General features: G+C 51.2%; 9 protein-coding genes. 4 read left to right on the forward strand and 5 right to left on the reverse strand.

Annotated elements, in window-relative coordinates; translation table 11 throughout:
• Positions 1-73: 73 nt before the first annotated feature.
• Complete coding sequence (locus Enr10x_RS13815) at positions 74-2,293, reverse strand: hypothetical protein (protein ID WP_145449998.1); 2,220 nt, start codon at positions 2,291-2,293, stop codon at positions 74-76.
• A 75-nt stretch (positions 2,294-2,368) separates the two neighbouring features.
• Between Enr10x_RS13815 and Enr10x_RS13820 the strand changes: the two genes are divergently transcribed.
• Positions 2,369-3,198 (forward strand): IS5 family transposase gene (locus tag Enr10x_RS13820; protein WP_390621347.1). Its coding sequence is split into 2 segments (ribosomal slippage): positions 2,369-2,759 and positions 2,759-3,198, totalling 831 coding nucleotides; the frame shifts between segments, so codons are not numbered across the junction.
• Here the strand turns inward: Enr10x_RS13820 and Enr10x_RS13825 are convergent.
• A complete protein-coding gene (locus Enr10x_RS13825; protein WP_197997606.1) occupies positions 3,193-11,151 on the reverse strand; it encodes an Ig-like domain-containing protein in 7,959 nt (2,652 codons plus the stop codon). The two genes, Enr10x_RS13820 and Enr10x_RS13825, sit on opposite strands and share 6 nt — an antisense overlap.
• A gap of 913 nt (positions 11,152-12,064) precedes the next feature.
• On the opposite strand from Enr10x_RS13825, the gene Enr10x_RS13830 reads away from it, so the two are divergent.
• Entirely contained in the window at positions 12,065-13,390 is a 1,326-nt protein-coding gene (locus tag Enr10x_RS13830; protein WP_145450006.1) for a hypothetical protein, read from the forward strand.
• Between the two features lie 1,454 nt (positions 13,391-14,844).
• Here the strand turns inward: Enr10x_RS13830 and Enr10x_RS13840 are convergent.
• From Enr10x_RS13840 to Enr10x_RS13850, 3 genes are all read right to left on the reverse strand, one after another.
• Positions 14,845-15,270, reverse strand: coding sequence for a hypothetical protein (locus Enr10x_RS13840; protein WP_145450012.1), 426 nt, complete (start codon positions 15,268-15,270; stop codon positions 14,845-14,847).
• A gap of 113 nt (positions 15,271-15,383) precedes the next feature.
• The gene (locus Enr10x_RS13845; protein ID WP_145450015.1) at positions 15,384-16,064 is read right to left on the reverse strand and encodes a transposase; all 681 of its coding nucleotides are present in this window, start codon (positions 16,062-16,064) and stop codon (positions 15,384-15,386) included.
• A gap of 56 nt (positions 16,065-16,120) precedes the next feature.
• Positions 16,121-16,810, reverse strand: a complete 690-nt coding sequence (locus Enr10x_RS13850; RefSeq protein WP_145450017.1) for a pentapeptide repeat-containing protein — start codon at positions 16,808-16,810, stop codon at positions 16,121-16,123.
• A 651-nt stretch (positions 16,811-17,461) separates the two neighbouring features.
• On the opposite strand from Enr10x_RS13850, the gene Enr10x_RS13855 reads away from it, so the two are divergent.
• Both Enr10x_RS13855 and Enr10x_RS13860 read left to right on the forward strand, forming a co-directional pair.
• On the forward strand, positions 17,462-19,165 hold the full coding sequence (locus Enr10x_RS13855) for a SulP family inorganic anion transporter (protein ID WP_145106758.1): 1,704 nt from the start codon (positions 17,462-17,464) through the stop codon (positions 19,163-19,165).
• A gap of 451 nt (positions 19,166-19,616) precedes the next feature.
• Positions 19,617-20,645, forward strand: a complete 1,029-nt coding sequence (locus Enr10x_RS13860; protein WP_145106756.1) for an AAA family ATPase — start codon at positions 19,617-19,619, stop codon at positions 20,643-20,645.
• Positions 20,646-20,648: the final 3 nt, after the last annotated feature.

The following is a 20,648-nucleotide window of genomic DNA, read 5'->3' on the forward strand; positions in this document are numbered from 1 at the left end:
CTCCTTTCTGGGGAGGTACTCCTACAAATACTATACCAAACTGTTCACGTAATTTAGGGTTTTGAAACTACCTCTAGTCACTTCCGGGATCCAGATAGGCATACGAAGCCAGTTTTGCCATTTCGTAATTAAAGTCTGAAAATACAACGTCTTTATCTGGCGTCGTACTAGGATCAACCATTGTCAGAGTATAAGCAGAATCACCATCACGTCGATAGATTCTTGCATAGTAACGTTCACCAATCTCAATGCTTTTCGACCATTTGAACACAGAATCTGGCTGTGTAGTCATCCTCGCAATGACATTCCCCTCTTCATCAGTTAATTCAAAATTGACACTTGCATCATCTGACTTCAACCAGACAGTCAGAACACCATCATCACCCATGATGAATGTGTAATAATCATTACGCTGACCATTTCCGACAGATCCCTGGAATGTCCGAGGAGTAATTCCCAGTACGCCGATGTCATTTGCTGTCTCACGGGTGGGGAAATAATCCACGACATGGTTGGGTGACGGTTCTGCCTCTGGTTCCTCCTGTGGGTCCGCTGCTTCTGCCCGAACCTGTTCCTGATCCAGTTCCTCGGAAACAGCAGCCCGAATCTCGGCAGTGTTCATTACCGGATTATCTACTGCTACCTTAAACACATGGATCAGAATATTCTCAGATACAAGTCCTGCTTCACGAGCAGCCCGCAGAGCCTCGATTCTTGGATCGGAGGAATCCAGGATCAGTTGTTCAACTCGGGTATTAATACGCGCAAGTCTCCGTCGGGCACTTTCACTTTGTACTATCTCTTCGTCTGACAGGTCCGATCCACCGTAATCCGGATCGGTCAACAGCTGAAACGCATAGTCACCCTGATCCAGCAAGCTCTGAACCTGTTTCTGGGCTGACAGATCAGGATTCTTTTCGATTCCCGACCATTGCAGAAATTCGACAGGATGGGACGTAGCATAGTTATCCAGCCTCTGCTCCAGCGTCGTCCCTCCCTGATCATCACCATAAAGTTCAGCAGACTCCAGGATCGCAACTCGATTATGTTTGAACGCTTCCAGTCTAGACTTATTCCACTCATCGGTAGCGACCGAATCCGTTTTGACCGGGCTGCCCCGGTCAGTCAGTTTCTGATCTTCCTGCTGCCATTTAGTGAGAAACCCGCGTTCTTCATGGAACAGACGATTGGCTTCCCGTAACAGTTCTGTCATCCCAGGTTTTCCGATATAGTCCGGGAAACCGGTACGATCCAGTTGATCCTGGAGTGATGCAATCACGGTCGACTCGGGCTCGCCCTGCCGGATAGAAACGACTGCTTCGACTGCCCGTTGCAGTAATTCCCCCACACCATTCCAGTAACTGTTATATTGTTCGTGATAATCATTCCGAATCTGATTCTGCTGATAGAGAAAGTCGTCCTCATAATGTCCCCGGGGGAAGGCTTTCCCGCCCTGCTCCCAGAGCTGATCGATATAGGCATCCCTGTCCTCCGGAAACCATTCAGGATTTTTGCTTTCCAGATCAAGCACATACTCATCACGTTCCACATAATAAACAGAATGCACGAAGAGCTCATCCCGCTGTGGTTGCCACAACGAGGAATTGCTCAGGCTCACAGAATCAATCGTAGATTCGAAAGAAGCGATCGCTTCATCCACGGCTTGGGTCCAGGATTCGGCTTGAAAGACTGATGCAATTGAGTCTGCAATCGATGCTTCAGCAGCCAGGGGCAGCAGGTCCAGATAGGATTCTTCATTCCAGAAGTATGACTCATCAGCAGAGAGTTCCCTGGTTGATGCATTCCAGGTAACGGAAACACCGGCCTGCGTAAATCCGGTAGCACGATCTTTCAGACCGAGCCCGAAATTTCCTGAATGATCCGGTTTGACTGTCACCTCGGCGATCTGAAATTCGGTTCCTCCAGGCAGGTCATACTCAGCAAAAGAAAGCGCCCCGCCGGAACTGACTTCAATACGGGTTGAGTCAGACGGTGTCGTAAATAGAACCAGCGCCGTGGCACCATCAAATGCCAGTAATTGCACGGAGGGCAGAATGGCATCCCAGGGGAGCTGAGTCTTCAGACGGTCGGGACTTGTATTGATGAATGTTCGATCGTTAACATTCCCTTCTGCATCGGTCAGTGTCAGTTCAAAATAAGTCAATCCATAGGGGTTCTCATCGTCCAGGCTGCTGAGTGCATTGATACCCACAGGTAGCGAGACGCGATAAAACTCAGTCTCAGCCGGCAAATCAATTTCGACACTGGCCAGATTTCCTAGAGGTAGTTTCAAAACCCTAAATTACGTGAACAGTTTGGTATAGTATTTGTAGGAGTACCTCCCCAGAAAGGAGGTCTCATTATGACCATGACCCGCGTGTCACGACCTGCCACAGGTCGCAACATTACCGGGTCCAGGACGGAACCAAAACCACAACTCTCGGACGAGCAATGGCTTCTGATCAAAGATCTGTTTCCAGAACCACCGGCAAACGCAGCCGGAGGGCGGCCCAGAGTGGCTCCCCGCGAGTGTCTCGAAGGAATCCTTTGGGTATTAAGGACCGGTGCCCGATGGAAAGATTTACCAACATTTTTACCATCTCCCAGCACTTGCTGGCGTCGTTTCAAGGAATGGACCGAAGACGGTGTCTTCCTGGAAGCATGGCAGCGATTGCTCGAACATTTCGACCGACGGAAGCTGGTAGTCTGGTCGGAAGCATTCGGGGATGGCACATTCTGCCCCGCAAAAAAAGGGGCGCCGATGTCGGAAAGACAAAACGGGGAAAGGGAACCAAGCTTATGCTGCTGGTCGACGGAAACGGACTCCCTCTCGCTCTGGATCGTTCCAGTGCCTCTCCGGCAGAGGTGAAGCTGATTGAATCCCTGCTGGACCAGCGCGTTTTGCCACGTGACCCCGATCGCCTGATTTATGATCGTGCGGCCGACAGCGATCCCCTGCGCACAGAGCTGGCAGAACGGCAGATAGAACTGGTCTGTCCGCATCGCAAGAACCGTGTGAAACCAGCGACGCAAGATGGGCGTGCTCTGCGACGATATCGACGCCGCTGGAAAGTCGAACGCACCTTCAGTTGGCTGTTCAACTTTCGTCGTCTGGTAATACGGTATGAACGATACAGTCATTTGTTTTTAGGATTCGCACAACTCGCGTGCGTGTTCACATTACTTAATAAGTTATGAAACCACTTCTAGAGAAATCGTATGTCGGCCGGCGCCTGCACGAAAACGAATCATCATCGAATCAGCGTCAATCGATTCTACGTACAGGCGTCCCTGTTCAGTTAACGTTTCATCATTCGCAGCAGATAAGCTCTGTGCATCCTGGAACAGTGATGCCCTTTCCCTGCGCCACGCCTCAGTCAGCTCAGCCCGAATGGTTTCTGCCCGCTGCAGCGATTCACGTGCTGTTTCAAGCTCGGCTGCGACCCGGTCCCAGATCCGCGAAGCATCCTCGCGAACAGTTTGCAGAGCAGGAAGTTCATCCAGGGCAGTACCAGATTCCAGTTGCGCAATCTGCTCAGTGAGACTGTTTTCTGTTTGCACGCGTATCGATAAACGCTGAGTCAGATCGGATATTTGATCGGCTAATTCTGCATGAGTACTGGATTCGGAATCCAAGGCAGTCAGCAGACTCTGTAATCGCTGGACCGCTGAAGTCATTTGATCAAGATGTGAATGAGCAGCGGACCGAGGACCTTCCAGAGAGTCGATCACCTGCTGCTGATCATCGACTAGTTGCTGTGCCTGATTGAGTTCACTCAGTGCCGTATTATACGCAGGTAATGTGGCTTCATAAGCTCGTCGAGCATCAATCTCGATTCCGATTGCCTCTTCATAGCGCTCAGAAGCCTGCTGTTGTGCTGTATTTGCATCCTGGTATTCCCCCCAAGTAGTGTAGGAGCCCCCTCTAGTCAAGTAAGGATATACATCGCGGTACCATTGATCAACAAGATCATTGACTAGCTGAATAGCATCTTCCCTTTCCTGTCGCCGCTGAGCTAACAGTGCCTGGGCCGATTCCCAGCTTGAGCGGGCAGATGAAGTCACCGCATTCGCTGCATCGAACTGATCCTGTTTCACATCACGTTCGCTCTCCAGCGATGCCAGGACTCCCTGTTCGTGCTGATATTCCTCATCAATCACTGCAACTGACTGTATTGCCTCATCAAGTGCCGTTTGAGCAGCCTCGAGAAATTCCTGGTCGGATAAACTGTCAGTCGTTTCATCGAAATCATCAATCAGACCGACCAGCGTATCCCGCACACTCGCAATATCGAGATGAATCGCGTCAATAATCTGGCTCACCTGCGCATGCTGTGAAGTAATCAGATCCAGTGTCTGCGGGAGATCCTGCAATTCTGCCTGCTGTGTTTGCAGATCCGTGAGCTGATCCAGGGCAGCAGTCACAGCACTTTCGCGCTGCTCCAATACCTCAAGCAAATTCTGCGAATACTGCTGCAAATCAGAAACCCGCCGGGTCAGGACGCTTACCACATGATCTGCTGTCTGCAGTCGTTCGCGGGCCAGTCGCTCGTCAACCACCGCCTGATTCAGTTCTGTGGCGGGGCTGTTCACCTCTTCCTGCAATCCGGAAACTAGACTGGAGAGGCCTGCCATTTCCGACTGGATTCTCTGCACAGTAGAATTTAACCATTGCAGAATTGCCTCGTGTGCAGGTATTTCGATCTGCGCCTGCAGATAATCTGCTCTGGCGACACTCACCTGCTCATCAGTCACATGTAATTCAGCGGGTAACTCCGGTACGAATGCCAGTTCCGGGAAGTTTGTCTGACCTGGGGTCCCAACCGTCTTTTGAACCCCTCCACCGGCCAGCTTCACTGAATAAAGACTGCCGAACACCGCACCATCTTCAATTCGGACCAGTTGAACATCAAAGATCGTCGTTTGAGGTGTATAGGGCAAATCTTCAATCGTAATCTGATTACCATCGACGGGCAGTGGATAATCCGTGCCGTCCAGTCGCACAGCCAGTCCAGGTGGAACATCCTGGTAGTCCACAATGATTCGGGGCTGGAGCCGCACAGGCTTTACTTCCACTTTCGGATAAATTTCCAGAGATGGATCACCATTCTGCTGTGCCTGTCGATGAAAGACATCTTCAGCATTCACCAGTTTAACATTCAGCAAATCAAGTACGTTTTGCTCGAACTGAATCCGCCCTGTCAGTTGATCACTGATCTGTTGGAGTGCTGCTGTCTGATCCTGCAGATTCGAGATTGATCCTGCCTGTTGAGTCTGATTGATGACTCCCTCATCCACCGTCAGACCATCAGGTTCAACGAAAGACACCGTGACCGGACTGGTAGTCATACCTCCGTCCTGGTCCTTAACGATCACTTCCATCTGATAGTCTGTATTGACTTCCCAGCCGGGATTCTGTTTCAGTCTGATAATTCCAGTATCAGAATCGACTCCAAAATAATCATCATCCATGAAGTAAGATACGCTGGCGCCAGAATCAACATCAGCCCCGGAAACAACGGCTGCAATCGTGCCCGCTACTGCATCAACTGGAACCGGGTAGGTAACCACCGCCAACTCAGGCGGATCATTGACCCCTGTCATATCAATCAGAACGGACTGAGTGACGATTCCCCCAAAATCATCAGCGACCTGGAAGTCATAACGAATCTCGATCGATTCATTCTTAGCAAGGTAATTATAGCTGGCAGGATCGATCACCAGGGAGTTACCCGATTGACTGACGCCACCAGCATCGCCGGAGACCAGCGTCAGCGCCCCCAGGTTCAGGGTATCATTTTGATCCACATCCTGGACACCGGCCAACAGGTCCACAACTTTGACCGCATCGTCTTCAGTCAACGAAACCACGAGGGCAGCATCCACAGTCGGCACATCATTGGCACCGCTGACCGTAATTTCCACAGACTGACTGACTGTTCCACCAAAACCATCGTTGATCTCGTAAACATACGAAATCACCACAGATTCATTTGGGTTCAGGTAACTATAGTAACTCGTGTCGATTTCGAGGGAATTCCCCGACAGGCTCATACCACCAGCATCGCCCGACACCAGCGTCAGGTCACTCACATTCAGGCTGTCGTGCTGATCCACATCAGAGACCCCAGTCAGCAGATCGACGACTTTCACGGGATCATCTTCACCCAAAGACACCTTGAGGTCGGCATTCACTGATGGTACATCATTGGCGCCACTGACCGTGATTTTCACAGACTGGTTAACCGTGCCACCAAAACCATCATTGACCTGATACATGTAATCGATCACGGCCGATTCATTCGGATTCAGGTAACCATAGTAACTGGCATCGATCTCGAGGGAATTTCCCGACAGGCTCACACCACCAGCATCGCCGGAGACCAGTGACAGGTCACTCACACTCAGACTGTCATGGAGATCCACATCCTGAGCACCGCTCAACAGATTCACAACTTTGACTGCGTCATCTTCGCTCAGTGCCACCTTGAGGTCGGCATTCACTGATGGCACATCATTGGCACCACTGACCGTGATTATCACAGACTGGCTGACCGTGCCGCCAAAACCATCATTGATCTGGTAGTCATACGAAATCACCGCTGTCTCATCCGGGTTCAGGTACCCATAGTAGCTGGCATCGATCTCCAGAGAATCCCCCGACAGGCTCACACCACCGGCATCGCCGGATACCAGCGTCAGGTCACTTACACTCAGGCTGTCATGCTGATCTGCATCCTGAGCACCAGATAACAGACTTACTACTTTGACAGCATCATCTTCACTCAGCGCCACCTTGATGGCTGCGTCCACGGTTGGTGCATCATTGGCGCCACTGACCGTAATTTCCACAGACTGATTGACCGTGCCACCAAAACCATCGTTGACCTGATACTCGTAAATGATCACGGCCGACTCATTCGGATTCAGGTAACCATAGTAACTGGCATCGATCTCCAGGGAATCTCCCGACAGGCTCACACCACCGCCATCACCGGATTTCAGCGTCAGGTCACTCACACTCAGACTGTCATGCTGGTCTGCATCAGACGCCCCACTCAGCAGATCGACCACTTTCACAGGATCATCTTCGCTCAGTGCCACCTCGATCGCGGCAGCCACGGTTGGAGCATCATTGACACCGCTGACCGTGATTTCCACAGACTGGTTAACCGTGCCACCAAATCCATCGTCGATCTGGTAGTCATACGAAATCACCGCTGTCTCATCCGGGTTCAGGTACTCATAGTAGCTGGCATCGATCTCCAGAGAATCCCCCGACAGGCTTACGCCACCGGCATCACCGGATTTCAGCGTCAGGTCACTTACACTCAGGCTGTCATGCTGGTCTGCATCAGACGCCCCGGTCAACAGATCGACGACTTTCACAGAGTCATCTTCACTCAGTGTAACCCTGATGGAGGCATCCACGGTTGGAGCATCATTGGCGCCACTGACCGTAATTTCCACAGACTGGCTGACCGTGCCGCCAAAACCGTCGTTGATCTGGTAGCCATACGAAATCACCGCTGATTCATTCGGGTTCAGGTACCCATAGTAACTGGCATCGATTTCCAGAGAATTACCCGACGGACTTATGCCACCGCCGTCACCGGATTTCAATTCCAGATCACTGACATTCAGAACGTCGTTCTGATCGACATCCTGCACACCGGCCAACAGGTCCACAACTTTGATTGAGTCATCTTCACTCGCTGTGATTTCCAGAGCATATTCGACAGTCGGCGAATCATTTTGACCGAGGATAGAGATGGTGACCGTCGCGGTATCCGTGGCCCCCAGTGAATCCATGATTGTGTAGGTAAATTGATCTGTTCCCGTTTCGCCTTCTGGCAGAGAGTCAAATCGACCGTTTGGATCATAGGTGAATAACCAGCCAGCCTGAATCGTCAACAGGGCCCCCGACGGTAAAGTCAGAGTATCTCCGACGTTTCCGCCTGCCAGACCGGTCACGGTCAGGACCTGGTTTTCCACGTCGCTGTCGGCTGCGCCACCGTTCCCCAGAAGCACATTTCCTGCATTCAGCACTCCATCTTCACTGACTGAAAAAGAGTCATCGACGGCGAAGGGCGCATCGTTGACTTCATTCACAACAACAGGCAGGTAATGAACCGTCTGTCTGCCGGAGAGATCCTCTACCGTTACAACGATGCCCGCATTTCCCGAAACATTCGCAACAGTTTCAAATTCCAGAACGACCGCCGGAGTCTGGGAATCATGAATAAGTTGAAGTTCAGCAAACATTTCCGGGTGATCGGTGCTGACCGTCAGCGCTGCGACTTCAGAAGCATTGATTGCCTCTCCCAAATCAGTCAGAGAAATCCATTGTTTGCCGGCGTCTTCATCAACCGTGATGGGATCATCATTCGTGATCATCACGTTCGCGTATTTCTGTTCAATCGCAATATTTTTTTCTGAGAGCACATTACTCAAATTAACCCGAAACTGTTCTGTGAGCTCCAGATCGTCATCATTGCTCAGCGGGATAGTGATCGTCTGCGATTCACCATCTCTGTTACCTGAAAAATACAAAGTACCGCTTGAGATCCCGTAATCAGACTGAGCTAAAGCAGATTCGTCAGCAGTCGCATAGTCGACAGTAAAAGGAGTTCCCACGGCATTCCAGGAAGTAACCGTGATCGTCGCTTCTCCCTCTGCCTCACTGACAGACACATCAGTCGTAGAAAGTACGCTATCGACTTCCTCGATTCGCATCGCATCTGCAGTAATCGACCGGGCTGCCCCCTCATCTGACAGGCTGACTTGAATCGACCCATTATCTCCCACGGTAACAAAGCCCAGATCCTGCCAGTCCCTGCCGGCGTCTGTGAGATCAGCATTCAACCGGCGCTGATCGATTCGCTGCGGCAGCTCGCCGTTCATACCACCTGAAATAGATAATTTCGCATCAGCAGCCAGATTCGCTGCCGGATCCCAGTGACCGGAGATCCGGTATGTTCCTGGCAGCAAATTATCAAAATTCCAGACAGCAGTATTCGGCTCCGCTTCTGCAGGATTCGAATGTGTTCTGAATGAGTGCGTCTCCCCCCGTTCAGTCGATAGTGTTTCCCAGGAGCCGGTCTTGCGAAAGCCCGGAGAATCAGTATCGATAATTTTGCTGTAGTTCGAATTTCGAATGTAAGGTGACATTGAGTCATCGAAATTTTCAATGCTTACTTCCAGAGGATTCTGCTCCGTACCAACTGATCCGAAAGCAGCCAAGAACGCATCGATCGCATTTACATCCAGATTGAAATCGTCATTGTCATAGATCGAACCGGTCTGGGAAAAAACATTGACGCCCTTGTTCGAGATCAACCGGGAGAGAAGTATGTCTCGATAAATATCCAGAACCATATTACCCAGACCGGAATTAATAAATGCGTCACCGGTCATCCACAGGTCACCAGAGTCCGTACCCGACTGCTGATTCACAGCAATCTGAATGTCACTGAGAGCCGACTCCAGATATGCTGATTCCCTGAGGAAATAAGTTCCCTGTGAATCAATATGAATCCCACCTGCCTCGTCTCCAGTCCCGGTAGAGGAAACATTCGCAAGACCCATATTAATTCCCAGGCTGGTATGCTCTCCCGCGCGTCCAGAAAGAAGAATATCTCCATCAACACTGGTAATGCTTGTGGCTCCAGGAGAATCGAGAAAACTGTAAAGATTCAATCCATAATTCTGACCAACTCCCTTTCCTCCAGTTCCAATGACCGTAATTGCACCGGCACTGGCTCCCGTTCCCGTCGACTGAATTTTGAAATTCCTCTGGATGATCCCCATGTTTCCCCGAGATTCAGCATCGCCACCTCCGCTCCCTTTAACAAAGATATTCCCGTCGACGCTCTGGATTCCATAATCACTGCCAGCAAGCAGACTGCCGATGAGCGTCACTCCAGTGCTGTTTCTCTTTCCTGTCCCACCATTCCCGACCAGAGCAATGCTGGCAGCATCTGCTCCAGTCCCGCTTGAAATGATAGAACTCCGGTTCATGAAGATCCCGTCATTATATCCCCCCGCCAAGCTGCCTCCGCCCTGTCCCCAAACAGAGACATTTCCATCCTGGGAGAGAATTTTCGTATCCGACAGGACCACCCCACCATTAGAATCAATACCTTCACCGCCAAATCCGACCAGCGTAATCCTACCCGCCTGATTTCCTGTGCCGGTTGACTGAATGGTGCTTCCTGCTGAAAAATGAATTCCCCGGTGTCCGTCCGCCCCGGATCCACCAGCCATGACACCATTACTGCCCCTGCCATTAATCACAATGTTACCGCTACCGGAAGATTCGATCAGGGTCCCCACTCCCTGAATCCCGACCCAGTCGCCCTGCCCCTGATTCCGCAGGTTTGCCCTTAACTTAAGATCACCGTCAACTGTCGATAATCTGCTCCCTTGTTTCAGGATCAGATTGTGTACAGCTTCCAGAAGAATCCCGCCACTGTCACCGGAAACAGCACCATTAACAACGATCGTTCCCGTGGAGACCTGAAGACTCGTTTGTTCCAGCTGCAGGTTTTGAGACAGTAGTTCAAAACGATCATTTTCATTTCCGGAAATGTTCAAATCTGCTGCAAACTCGTCGGAAAGCCCCTGCAGCAGAAATGAATTTGATTCCCCCCCGGGTACCGCAGTTAACAGCATTGACTCAGCAGAATTATTGAAGTCGATTGCAGCGCCTGAACTGGTAGCAAATCGAGTAAAACCATCCCATGGAGAATCAACTGCAGAAAGCGTGAACGTCTGATTCGAACCGGAATAACGAATGGTCCGCGCTGAGGTATTCAAATCATCTTTGATCGAAGTGGCATGCGAGTAACTGAATAAGAGTCCGTCAATTGAAACCATCCCCGAATCGATGCCAGACAGGGAATGGATCACATCCGAAAACTTTTTTCCCGGATCCTGCTGAGTAAGGACAATCTCTCCGCCATCTTCTCCCGCATCAAAATGCAGATTTGAGGCCGGAAAAGGAAAGCCATTACTGAAATCGATGGTCAGAGAATCATTGCCGGAACCGGCATGAATATTTAGCTCAGAAATCTCAGAGACAGGACGCGATAAGAGCAGCCCTTCCTGATTCCACAGCTCCAGGGTGACTCCATCGTCATTCAGCTGCAACTGATATTGATCATCAGCTGCACTTCCCTGGATTTCAATAGTTTGTCCCGATAACAGCTGCCGGTTTTCCAGCTTCTCGGTCGAACTGTTTATTGTGCTTTTCTGACGACCTTGTGGCGATCTTTTACCTAAACTCTTCAGAGACCGGGTGCGAAAGGGAGACGTTCTCCAATTGAAATTTAAAAACAGTAATTCTAACCAGTGAGGAAATAACATCGAGCGGCCCCTGACTGTATAAAATAGCACATATACAGCCTAGTGAAATTATTTCAACACATCTATGTTTATTTATAAAAAGCTGCCGGAAAGGAGAAATTCGTTCTCCCCAAGAACACACCATATATACTTAAGGACAGTCACATTCTGCAACGCGTCTTCTGTGGGTGTCTCATCGGCATATCTCAGTACGAGAGTGTCAAAAACCCGCACAAAATTGTCTGGAATGTCGCTGCAGACAATACGGTTAACTGGCTGTAGAAACTGAAATAATACTTCTGACCCCACCAGCCTCCCCGCGCGCCGTCCCACAAAAAACAACACCATGTTCAATGAACTGAGTTGCCCCTTGTATCTGCTCTTGACTGTCTGCAGTTCTTTGATTTACAGCCATTTCCTTGATTTTCGAGACTCTTAAGCATTAAACAGGTCCAAGTAGAGAAACAGCTCTTCTGTAAATCACTTGTTTTCAGGTGTTTACCACTTCCATTCTGAAAACCCGCCGCTTCCAGTTTTCCTATTGTAACCATTTGTTATAAAAGAGTTTGCTGATTTTATGGACGCGGGATTAGATCCCGCGTCTTTTTCTGATTATGATAAGCAGAATTGCTACGGAAACTCTTTTTCGCAGTATCATCACTCCAGAACATTCTTTGGAACCAGCTCGCTTCTCAAGATTTAATAAGGTGTATTACACATGACTGCCTCGACGTCAATTCTCGCGGATAAACTGCACGAGTACCCCCAACAAGATGTCATCGACGGAACCAGCGGAGGATCGGATACGATTCTCGATGATTGCCTTAACAGTTCCGACGGGGTATTGCAATTACTCCATCGTTACGCTGGCCGGACATTTTGTACGCCAGGGAAACGCCTTCGCCTGGATGCGCAGTCGTACTACCCGGACTACATGAACGGTACGGGCCTCGATGAAATCTGGATGTGTTGCACCGTTCCCATCGTGACAGGGGTCATCGACACACGCACGAATAAGGCCCCTTTTCGCGAAGGTGAATCGCACGTACTCACTCCGAACGGACAAGTCATCTCGCTGCAGGATTTGATCCTCGCTAATCCAGAAGCGGTCATGGGTGAGAAGATCACGGCTTTCTCGAAATCGCTGTACGGCGACCCGACCTGGCCGATTGTGTCCAAGAAGTTTGATAATCTGAATCCGATTCCACACCATCTTCATTGGGCAAAGTGGGAAGTCTATGACATCAATTCTTACGACAACCCTGGAGTCTGTCCGTCACATTATCACACCACAGCAATGGGACTGTACCCGTTCATAACGAAGGATCAGTTTCTTTCCTGTATGAAGAGTTTCGGTAAGGGCGATTATAACGGGGTTCGTCATTTGTCCCCACACACGATGATGCATATTGATAACGGCTTCGTGATGCCCAACGGTGTGCTTCACTCGCCGACGGATCTTTGCACACACGAGCTGCATGTCACGATGGATGAGCACTTCCTCGCTGAGGACCTTACGCTTGACGGACGTATTGGAGCAGCGGACGCGTTTTATGCCTGCAGGGAACAAGACTATCCCAGGGATCGACACGAAGACTGGGAGTACCTGGTTGAAAAGTTCGACTTCGCAGCGAATCAGGATCCGGAATTCGTTCTGAAGAATTCACGCCCGGCAATCACCGCCGAAGAATTCACAGGCGACGGAGTAGACGCCAAGTGGATTGTTTACGGCGATTTCCTCGGCGATCAGAAGTGCTCCATTCTCCGTCTCATTATTGAGCCTGGCGCCAAGACGAATTTCTGCCCGGAGAGTCCCGCGCTGTTCCACACGAATGGTGGAAGCGGCCGTGTTGGAAAGCTCAACGTGCGATATCACCAGGATATGAAGCTGGGCGAGCTCTACCCCGAGATTGGATTCATCACTCAGGCCGCACTTAATAACGGCGGTGTGGAAATCGAAAACACAGGAAACGAACCACTTGTGTTGACCTTCGACTTCCCGCAGAATGCGCACTCCAAAACGCCCGGTGGTGCTGCTAAGTAACATCGCGTGATGCGAGAATTCGCCAAACCGAATTGCTGAGTGATACGATTCCCAATGGCATCGACAGCGAAAATATGACAGCCCAGAAGAGGTCCCATTAGAGAAACACACTCTTCTCATACCACTTATTTTCCAGTGGTTACGACTTACATTCTGGAAACCCGCCGTCTCCCCTTAACGGCTGCTGACACTTTTGTGAGCAGCCGTTTTTTATTGGTCGCCCCATCTCCCTCCTCTCAATTCTACAACGACCTCCCCTTCCCGCTGTTCAGTTCGCTTCTGTCTCCAGAACTGAAAACATTGAACTTGAACCGTTCTCGCCGAATCGTATCCTGCTCCAGATCTGGCTCGCGCGCGAGGCGGGGGGCGAACACTGGAACACGACGAACCAGTGGCACAGCGGCACCTGAACCATCGTCGATTTTCACTGTGTCTCCACTGAAACAATTCGAACCCGTGCGAAAACGTGCTCCCTCTGGTCAGGTCACATTGGGACAAAATCAGGCCAGAAATGGACACAATCAGGACAAAAACCGGACACAATCTGGCCACTTTTGGACAAAATTTTGTCTTGCCCCCCCGGTGCCATTTCACAAAATACAAAACCAGCATGATCAACCTTCAAATGCACAACCAGAAACAAAGGGGCCGCCCGAATGCAACTCGGTCCGAGCACAGCAAGCCGGAAACGAACAGAGAAACAGACCAGGTCAAAAGCAGAAACCAACCCTGTCAAAAATTAGGGCGGCACGCCTGACAACGTTGCCTGCAGCTCAGACTCTCACAGGAATCATATTCCTCCGATGTGATCAACCACTCACCGACTGCATCCAGACGCGTCATTGTATGAAAAGGAAACGCAACGCCGTAGCTGAAAATCGTTAACCTGAACAGGAACTGTTTCCAGAGACAGAGGGAGAAACCCGAATTCACACCGGGTAAATTTGAAACGAGCAATGTTGAATCGGTGTCGTCACCACCCGCGGCGGTGAGACGGAAGGAATGAAAGCCGCCTGGGCCGAGGGCAGTAGCTCCGTATCCGCACCCCCGATCAGTCCAGTTCCCGCTTTCCAGAAGCAGAAACTGGTGAAGAGGAAGCAAGTGAAGATGGCTAGTTTTCGAGTGAGATCAGACATGGATACGATTCAAATAACAAAAATAATTGGTCAAGCTGAGTTTAATTTGCGTTTAAACCATTATTGAATTTTTTAGATATCAGGCGTGCCGGTGTTCAAGCCGTGGAAGCCTGCTCAACCGGCCAAGCTGCAACCCTTCAAACCGGCACAGCCTGCGAAGATCGTGATGCAGAAGCCGAAGGTAAAATGAGCCTTGCTGTCCTTTCCCCTAAAGCCTCGAAAAGCATCTTCTAACACAACCCTGAAACGCATCGTCCGGCAAGCCACGTCGCTCAAAACCTCGAAATAAGCGGAACTGCTCGCATCGGGAGCCACGGGCTACGCCATGATCTCGGTGAGCCTTTTGCGCGAATATGACTGCGTGGAATTGCCGTCTATGAGTTTTGGAACCAAATCGGCTACTTGGTCAACACGGAGGACTGCTGACTGATCGACAGCTTCGGGTGAGCCGCAAAACAAAACATTCAAATACTGGGGCATAGGCGTCTCTGAATTCACGCAATAGGCATAGTTTCTCCTCGACGCATTTTCTCTGGTGGAGACAAGCCAACCAACACACTCGCCACTGCCTTCTCGGAACAAGGCCCCGATGTGGATTATTTTTTCGACTTGCCCCTCTCCACCTACCACTTCAATCTCAGGACGTTCTACTTCACCATTTTCAATCCGCCGCATCAAATCGACTAGCTTGTCGGTTGTGGATAGTTCCTTAGCTGAATCGCCGAAACACCGAATTCTCATCATTCACTCTCAACCTTTTCATTCTGCGATTTAAAAGTCTGAAAGAAGGTCAACAAATCCACCATCCTTTCCACCAATAAAATAGAGACTTTGAAAAGGGAGACTTTGAAAAGGGGTCAGGTCTCTTTTTTCAGCCGGGGACGACCACGGGGACGTGTCGTGCTCTCCAGAGACAGCCGGACGGCGGTGTTGCTGGTCCACTTGTCATCGCCAAACGGCATGCCCCGGACGATGCATTTTCTGACCGCCGCCAGCTCGGCGTCGGTTTGCGGACGGTTCACCAGGGAACGCCAGTGGCGCGGGAGCCGTGGATCGGTCGGTTTCTCCAGCCACTCGGGGAGCTTCCGTTTTTGCTGACGCACCCAGGCGGAGCCGTATTCCCACTCCTCGGCTTTCGCGACCAGATTGGCCCGTAACGGGTTGCGTTCCACGTAGCGGATCACTGTCAGCAGGTGCTCATCGGACTGAATGGGGAACGACTTGAACCGTCCCTGATAGAGATGACCGGTGCCACCGGTCGCATAGTGGGCGTGCCAGCGCATTGTGTGTGTCACCGTCAGCCGCTGGAAGAATTCCGTCAGCTGAGTGTCCGTCGTGGGACGCACCACAAAGTGCCAGTGATTGGGCATCACGCACATCGCCAGGATCGGCAGCGGTATCTTCTGCCACGTTTCTTCAACCACCCGCATGAACGCGGCGTAGTCTTCCGGCTTTTCAAACAGAGTCAGCCGCGCCACAGAACGGTTGAGAACATGAAATACTTCACCCGCTGGACAGATTCGCTTGGTTCTAGCCATTTACCAAGTCTAACAGACACCGCAGACAAACAAAAGAGACCTGACCCCTTTTTCTCTTAAAACGACGCTTTTCGCAGGTTAGTGTTCTCGAAAGTGCATCTCTCAAACCGGATGTGGCGTCCTCTGACGCCGGTCAGATTCGCATCGGAGAAGTCGCAGTTGATGAACTTCCCGTAGAAGACCGAATTGTTCAGACGTGCCTTGTGAAATACGCTGTTGACGAATTCCCGACCAAGATTGCCATCGCAAACAAACTCAACAAACTTACAATCGTCGCATGCCCCAACAAATTGACCATCCCCCAGTACGGCACTAGAAAAATCCACACGCCGAATGGTCATCTTGTGGAACGAAGCATCAATTCGGATGCCTCGAAAGTCGCAAAGGCCCTCGTCGGTGACACCAAAAGGGCTGCGGCATTCGTCGGACCTGAGCAGCAAAGCCCGAATGTCAAGTGGCTGATGCTCACTCCAACGATCATGAATCGATGCCATCATGCTCTCCCAGGGTAGTGTTACGTTGATGAGCCAAGGCGCATCCGCTGGATCACCGTATTTGAATTTCTTGCCTGCGGATCCCTCCGTGATCCAGTCCAGGATGTCATAACGCCCATCAGGTACCCCGATCTGAATGTCTGGTCGGAGCAAGTTGCCCTTTGAACTTGTTGCCCCCAGACGGCTTCCTCGATTGAACGCAATTCGGAAACCCGCATCCTGAGCTTCGAGGATATAGGGGTTGTCAATCAAGAGGCGTTCAGCTTCTTGATGCAGTGTACAGGGAAAAAAAGTGTCAGGAACTTTTTCCTACTCTCGCCCGGACAGATGATAACTACGACCAATAGTGACATGTCCCCGTGAATGATACCAGTCATATTACATAATCGTCTACTGTTTTCATGACTGCTGGCGGATCCAGGGCCACGATAATTTCCAGTCCGAAAACATGGGGGACTTACCTGGTTTCCTTTTTGAATCATCATTGGCTTCAGGAGCGACACACGCCTCCATAGACAAAGAGCTGTCCATTTCTGGACAGCCCTTTGCTTTTTCATCTCAGATTGACCAATGATGCAATTCAATAATGTACGATGGTGTCCTGCCCTCGTTCCCGGGTGGTTGCCACTGATGATAACCAGAACCAAGGTTGTCTTGTCTCTGCTTTTAACGAAGTGAAAAACTGGGCGGTCTCGTCAGACCTGTCAGCCAGGTTCCTGATGCGGGGATCCAGCGTTGATTCCATTAACCCGCTGGCGGTATGCTGGTATCCCGACAGGTATCCCGGTTCATATCTGATGTCTTTCCAAACATCGATCTGGCCTTTGGACCGATCTCTCAAAAAATCTCGCTGGAACTGAAAATGCCCCCCAGAGCATCGTCTGGAAATGATCGGAGTCTCTGATGAATAAAACAGAGGGCCTTGGCCGCCGCTCTGGATTTCCCCTGTTGCAGGGCGTGCTTCCCATCAAGGGCGTGCAGATCCCCTCCGAGATCGTGGCAGGCCTCACGCTGGCCGCGCTGGCAATTCCTGAAGTGATGGGTTACACGAAGATCTCAGGCACGCCGGTGATCACCGGTCTCTACACCATGCTCATTCCTACGGCCCTGTTTGCCCTGTTCGGCTCATCAAGGCATTTAGTGGTGGGGGCTGATTCCGCGACTGCCGCGATTCTCGCCGCTGGCCTGGTGGGCCTGGCGACGACGGGCTCCGCTGAATATGTCGCGTTGTCAGTGGTGCTTGCCCTGATGTCCGCGGCGTTCCTGATGCTTGCCTGGATCATTCGGTTAGGATTCCTGGCAGACTTCCTGTCCCGCACCGTGCTGGTGGGGTTCCTGACCGGGGTCGGCATTCAGGTTGCTCTTGGTGAGATCTCGGGCATGCTGGGATTGCAGGGGGGCGGGCACGGCACATTACAGAAAATCTGGAATGACCTGCAGCAAATCGAACAGGTTAATTACTACGCGCTGTGCCTGACGCTGATCGTACTCGCAGTGATCGTCGGCTTGAAACAGGTCTCAAAGAAAATACCGGGAGCACTGATCGCGGTGATCGGTGCTGTGATCGCCAGTTGGGCGTTTGAACTGAAAGAGCACGTCTCTGTTCTCGGTACGATTCCCAGTGGCTTACCCAGTCTGGGACTGCCGCAGGTTGACTGGAGTTGGAAACTGATCAGCAAACTGGTGCCCACTGCGTTTGCGATGTTCGTAGTGATTCTCTCCCAAAGCGCGGCGACTTCACGCGCCTATGCCGCGCGATACAACGAGCGAGTCAGTGACAACACCGATCTCCTCGGTCTGGCAATGGCCAATCTTGGCGCCGGACTTTCCGGAACTTTTGTCGTTAACGGCAGTCCAACGAAAACTCAAATGGTCGATAGCGCCGGTGGCCGCAGCCAGCTTTCAATTCTGGTGACAACAACCGTTGTTTTACTGGTCTTGTGGTTTCTCACTGGGATGTTGTCTTATTTGCCTGAAACGGTGCTGTCAGCCGTAGTGTTTCTGATCGGTATCGAACTGATCGACGTGAAGGGCATGCACAATATCTTCCAGCAGCGCAGACCCGAGTTCTGGGTCGCCCTGATCACCACGTTGATCGTCGTCTTCGTCGGTGTGGAACAGGGAATCCTGCTTGCCATCGTGCTCTCGCTGATCGACCACACGCGTCACGGGTATCGGCCGAAGAATGCGGTACTCGTGTCAACAGAGTCAGGCGCCTGGCATCTGCTGCCGATCGACAAGGCAGAACAGGTATTGCCCGGGGTACTCATTTACCGCTTTACACACAGCATGTATTACGCCAATTCTCAGCAGTTGTTTGATGAAGTCACCAGTCTCGTGAAAACGGCGCAACCGCCATTACGCTGCTTCGTCATCGACGCCTCCGCAGTCGACGATATCGACTACTCTGCGGCGGAGACACTTCGTACCCTGCATGGAATTTTGAAAGCAAATGGAACACGTCTGGCGATCGTACAGGTCCTGGACGATGTCAGGGCCGACAGCCATTATGGTCTGGTCGAGTTATTCGGCGAAGACGTCTTCTACACCTCGCTGGAAGTCGTCTTGAAGGATTATCAGCAGAATCCTGAGACACAGCCGAAGTGAAACACTTTGTGTCCGCATAAATACGTGGCGACGCGGCTCAATCTGAACTTTCAGCCGCTCGAAAGATCGCTACTGCCTTTTGCGAGGTTTCGGACAAGATCGCATGAATTCTCGAGCACCGCTTGTCGCGCGATGCCCAGGCCCCGTCCCTCCGAACAGTTGATCTGGCCTGCCCCCCACCTCCATCACGGCTCTCGGCGGTGACATCCCCTCTTTTCGCGGAAAGTTTGATACGTCAACACAACATTTCTCCGTCGGGGCATTTTGCCCCAGTGGGGCAGACTGTCGCGAGAATCGAAAGAGTTCTGCAGTTCTCGTATTGAAATAACTGATCAAAACCGGGGGAAATCTAAAGGTTTAGAAAATCAATACTTTTGGCATGCAAGATGCTTTTTGTTTATCAGCCGCAAACAGGCAGGTTTTCATTTTTCAGGATTTGAGGAGTTTGAACATGACGAGTCCATCCACCACTGACAATAATTCTTCCGAGCTTAAGCAGCGGATCAGGCATTTGACTGAGGAAATCCATACTCACAGCGAACCGTTTCGGCGGATTGTGGGACAAGTCAACCAGGTGCTTGTGGGCCAGGAGAAATTAGTGCACCGCATGCTGATCGGATTATTGACACGCGGTCACCTCCTGATTGAGGGTGTTCCGGGGCTCGCCAAAACAACCGCTGTGGCCAGCCTGGCGAAAGCGATCAATACCGATTTTCAGCGTTTACAGTTTACTCCCGATTTGCTGCCGGCCGACCTGATTGGAACGCAGGTGTACCGCCCACAGGATCAATCGTTTGTGGTTCAGAAAGGTCCGATCTTTTCAAACCTGATCCTCGCGGATGAAATCAACCGCGCCCCGGCAAAAGTGCAAAGTGCGCTGCTGGAGGCCATGCAGGAGCGACAGGTCACCATCGGCGGCGAGACATTTCCCCTCGAAGAGCCGTTCCTGATCCTGGCGACTCAGAATCCCGTCGAACAGGAAGGGACTTATCCCTTGCCGGAAGCACAAAGTGACCGCTTCATGTTGAAGGTGGTCGTCGACTATCCGAATCGGGATGAAGAACTGCAGATCCTGCGTCGCATGAGCAAAACCGCCACGAACGTCGAGATCGAACCGGTCACCTCACCGGATGAAATCATCCATGCACGCAAATTGATTGATGAGATCTACGTGGATTCGAAAGTCGAAAATTACATCGTGGATCTGGTCATGGCAACACGCAAGCCGGAAGCCTATGGGTTAAACCTGTCTGACCTGATCCAGTTCGGGGGCTCACCCCGGGCCACGATCAACCTGACACTGGCAGCGAAAGCGAATGCTTTCCTGGCGGGTCGCGGGTACGTGAAACCGGAAGACGTCAAAGAGATCGCACTTGATGTCTTACGCCATCGCGTAATGGTCACTTACGAAGCAGAAGCGGAAGACCGTACCAGTGAATCGATCGTCAGTGAGATCCTCGCTCACGTCCCCACTCCCTGAGTT

It is taken from the genome of Gimesia panareensis, from assembly GCF_007748155.1.
Lineage (GTDB): Bacteria > Planctomycetota > Planctomycetia > Planctomycetales > Planctomycetaceae > Gimesia > Gimesia panareensis.

Excerpts from the sequence above, each read along its gene's own strand:
- Enr10x_RS13830 (WP_145450006.1), top strand. The coding sequence starts at position 12,065 with ATGACTGCCTCGACGTCAATTCTCGCGGATAAACTGCACGAGTACCCC.
- Enr10x_RS13840 (WP_145450012.1), bottom strand. The coding sequence starts at position 15,270 with ATGATGAGAATTCGGTGTTTCGGCGATTCAGCTAAGGAACTATCCACA.
- Enr10x_RS13845 (WP_145450015.1), bottom strand. The coding sequence starts at position 16,064 with ATGGCTAGAACCAAGCGAATCTGTCCAGCGGGTGAAGTATTTCATGTT.
- Enr10x_RS13855 (WP_145106758.1), top strand. The coding sequence starts at position 17,462 with ATGAATAAAACAGAGGGCCTTGGCCGCCGCTCTGGATTTCCCCTGTTG.
- Enr10x_RS13860 (WP_145106756.1), top strand. The coding sequence starts at position 19,617 with ATGACGAGTCCATCCACCACTGACAATAATTCTTCCGAGCTTAAGCAG.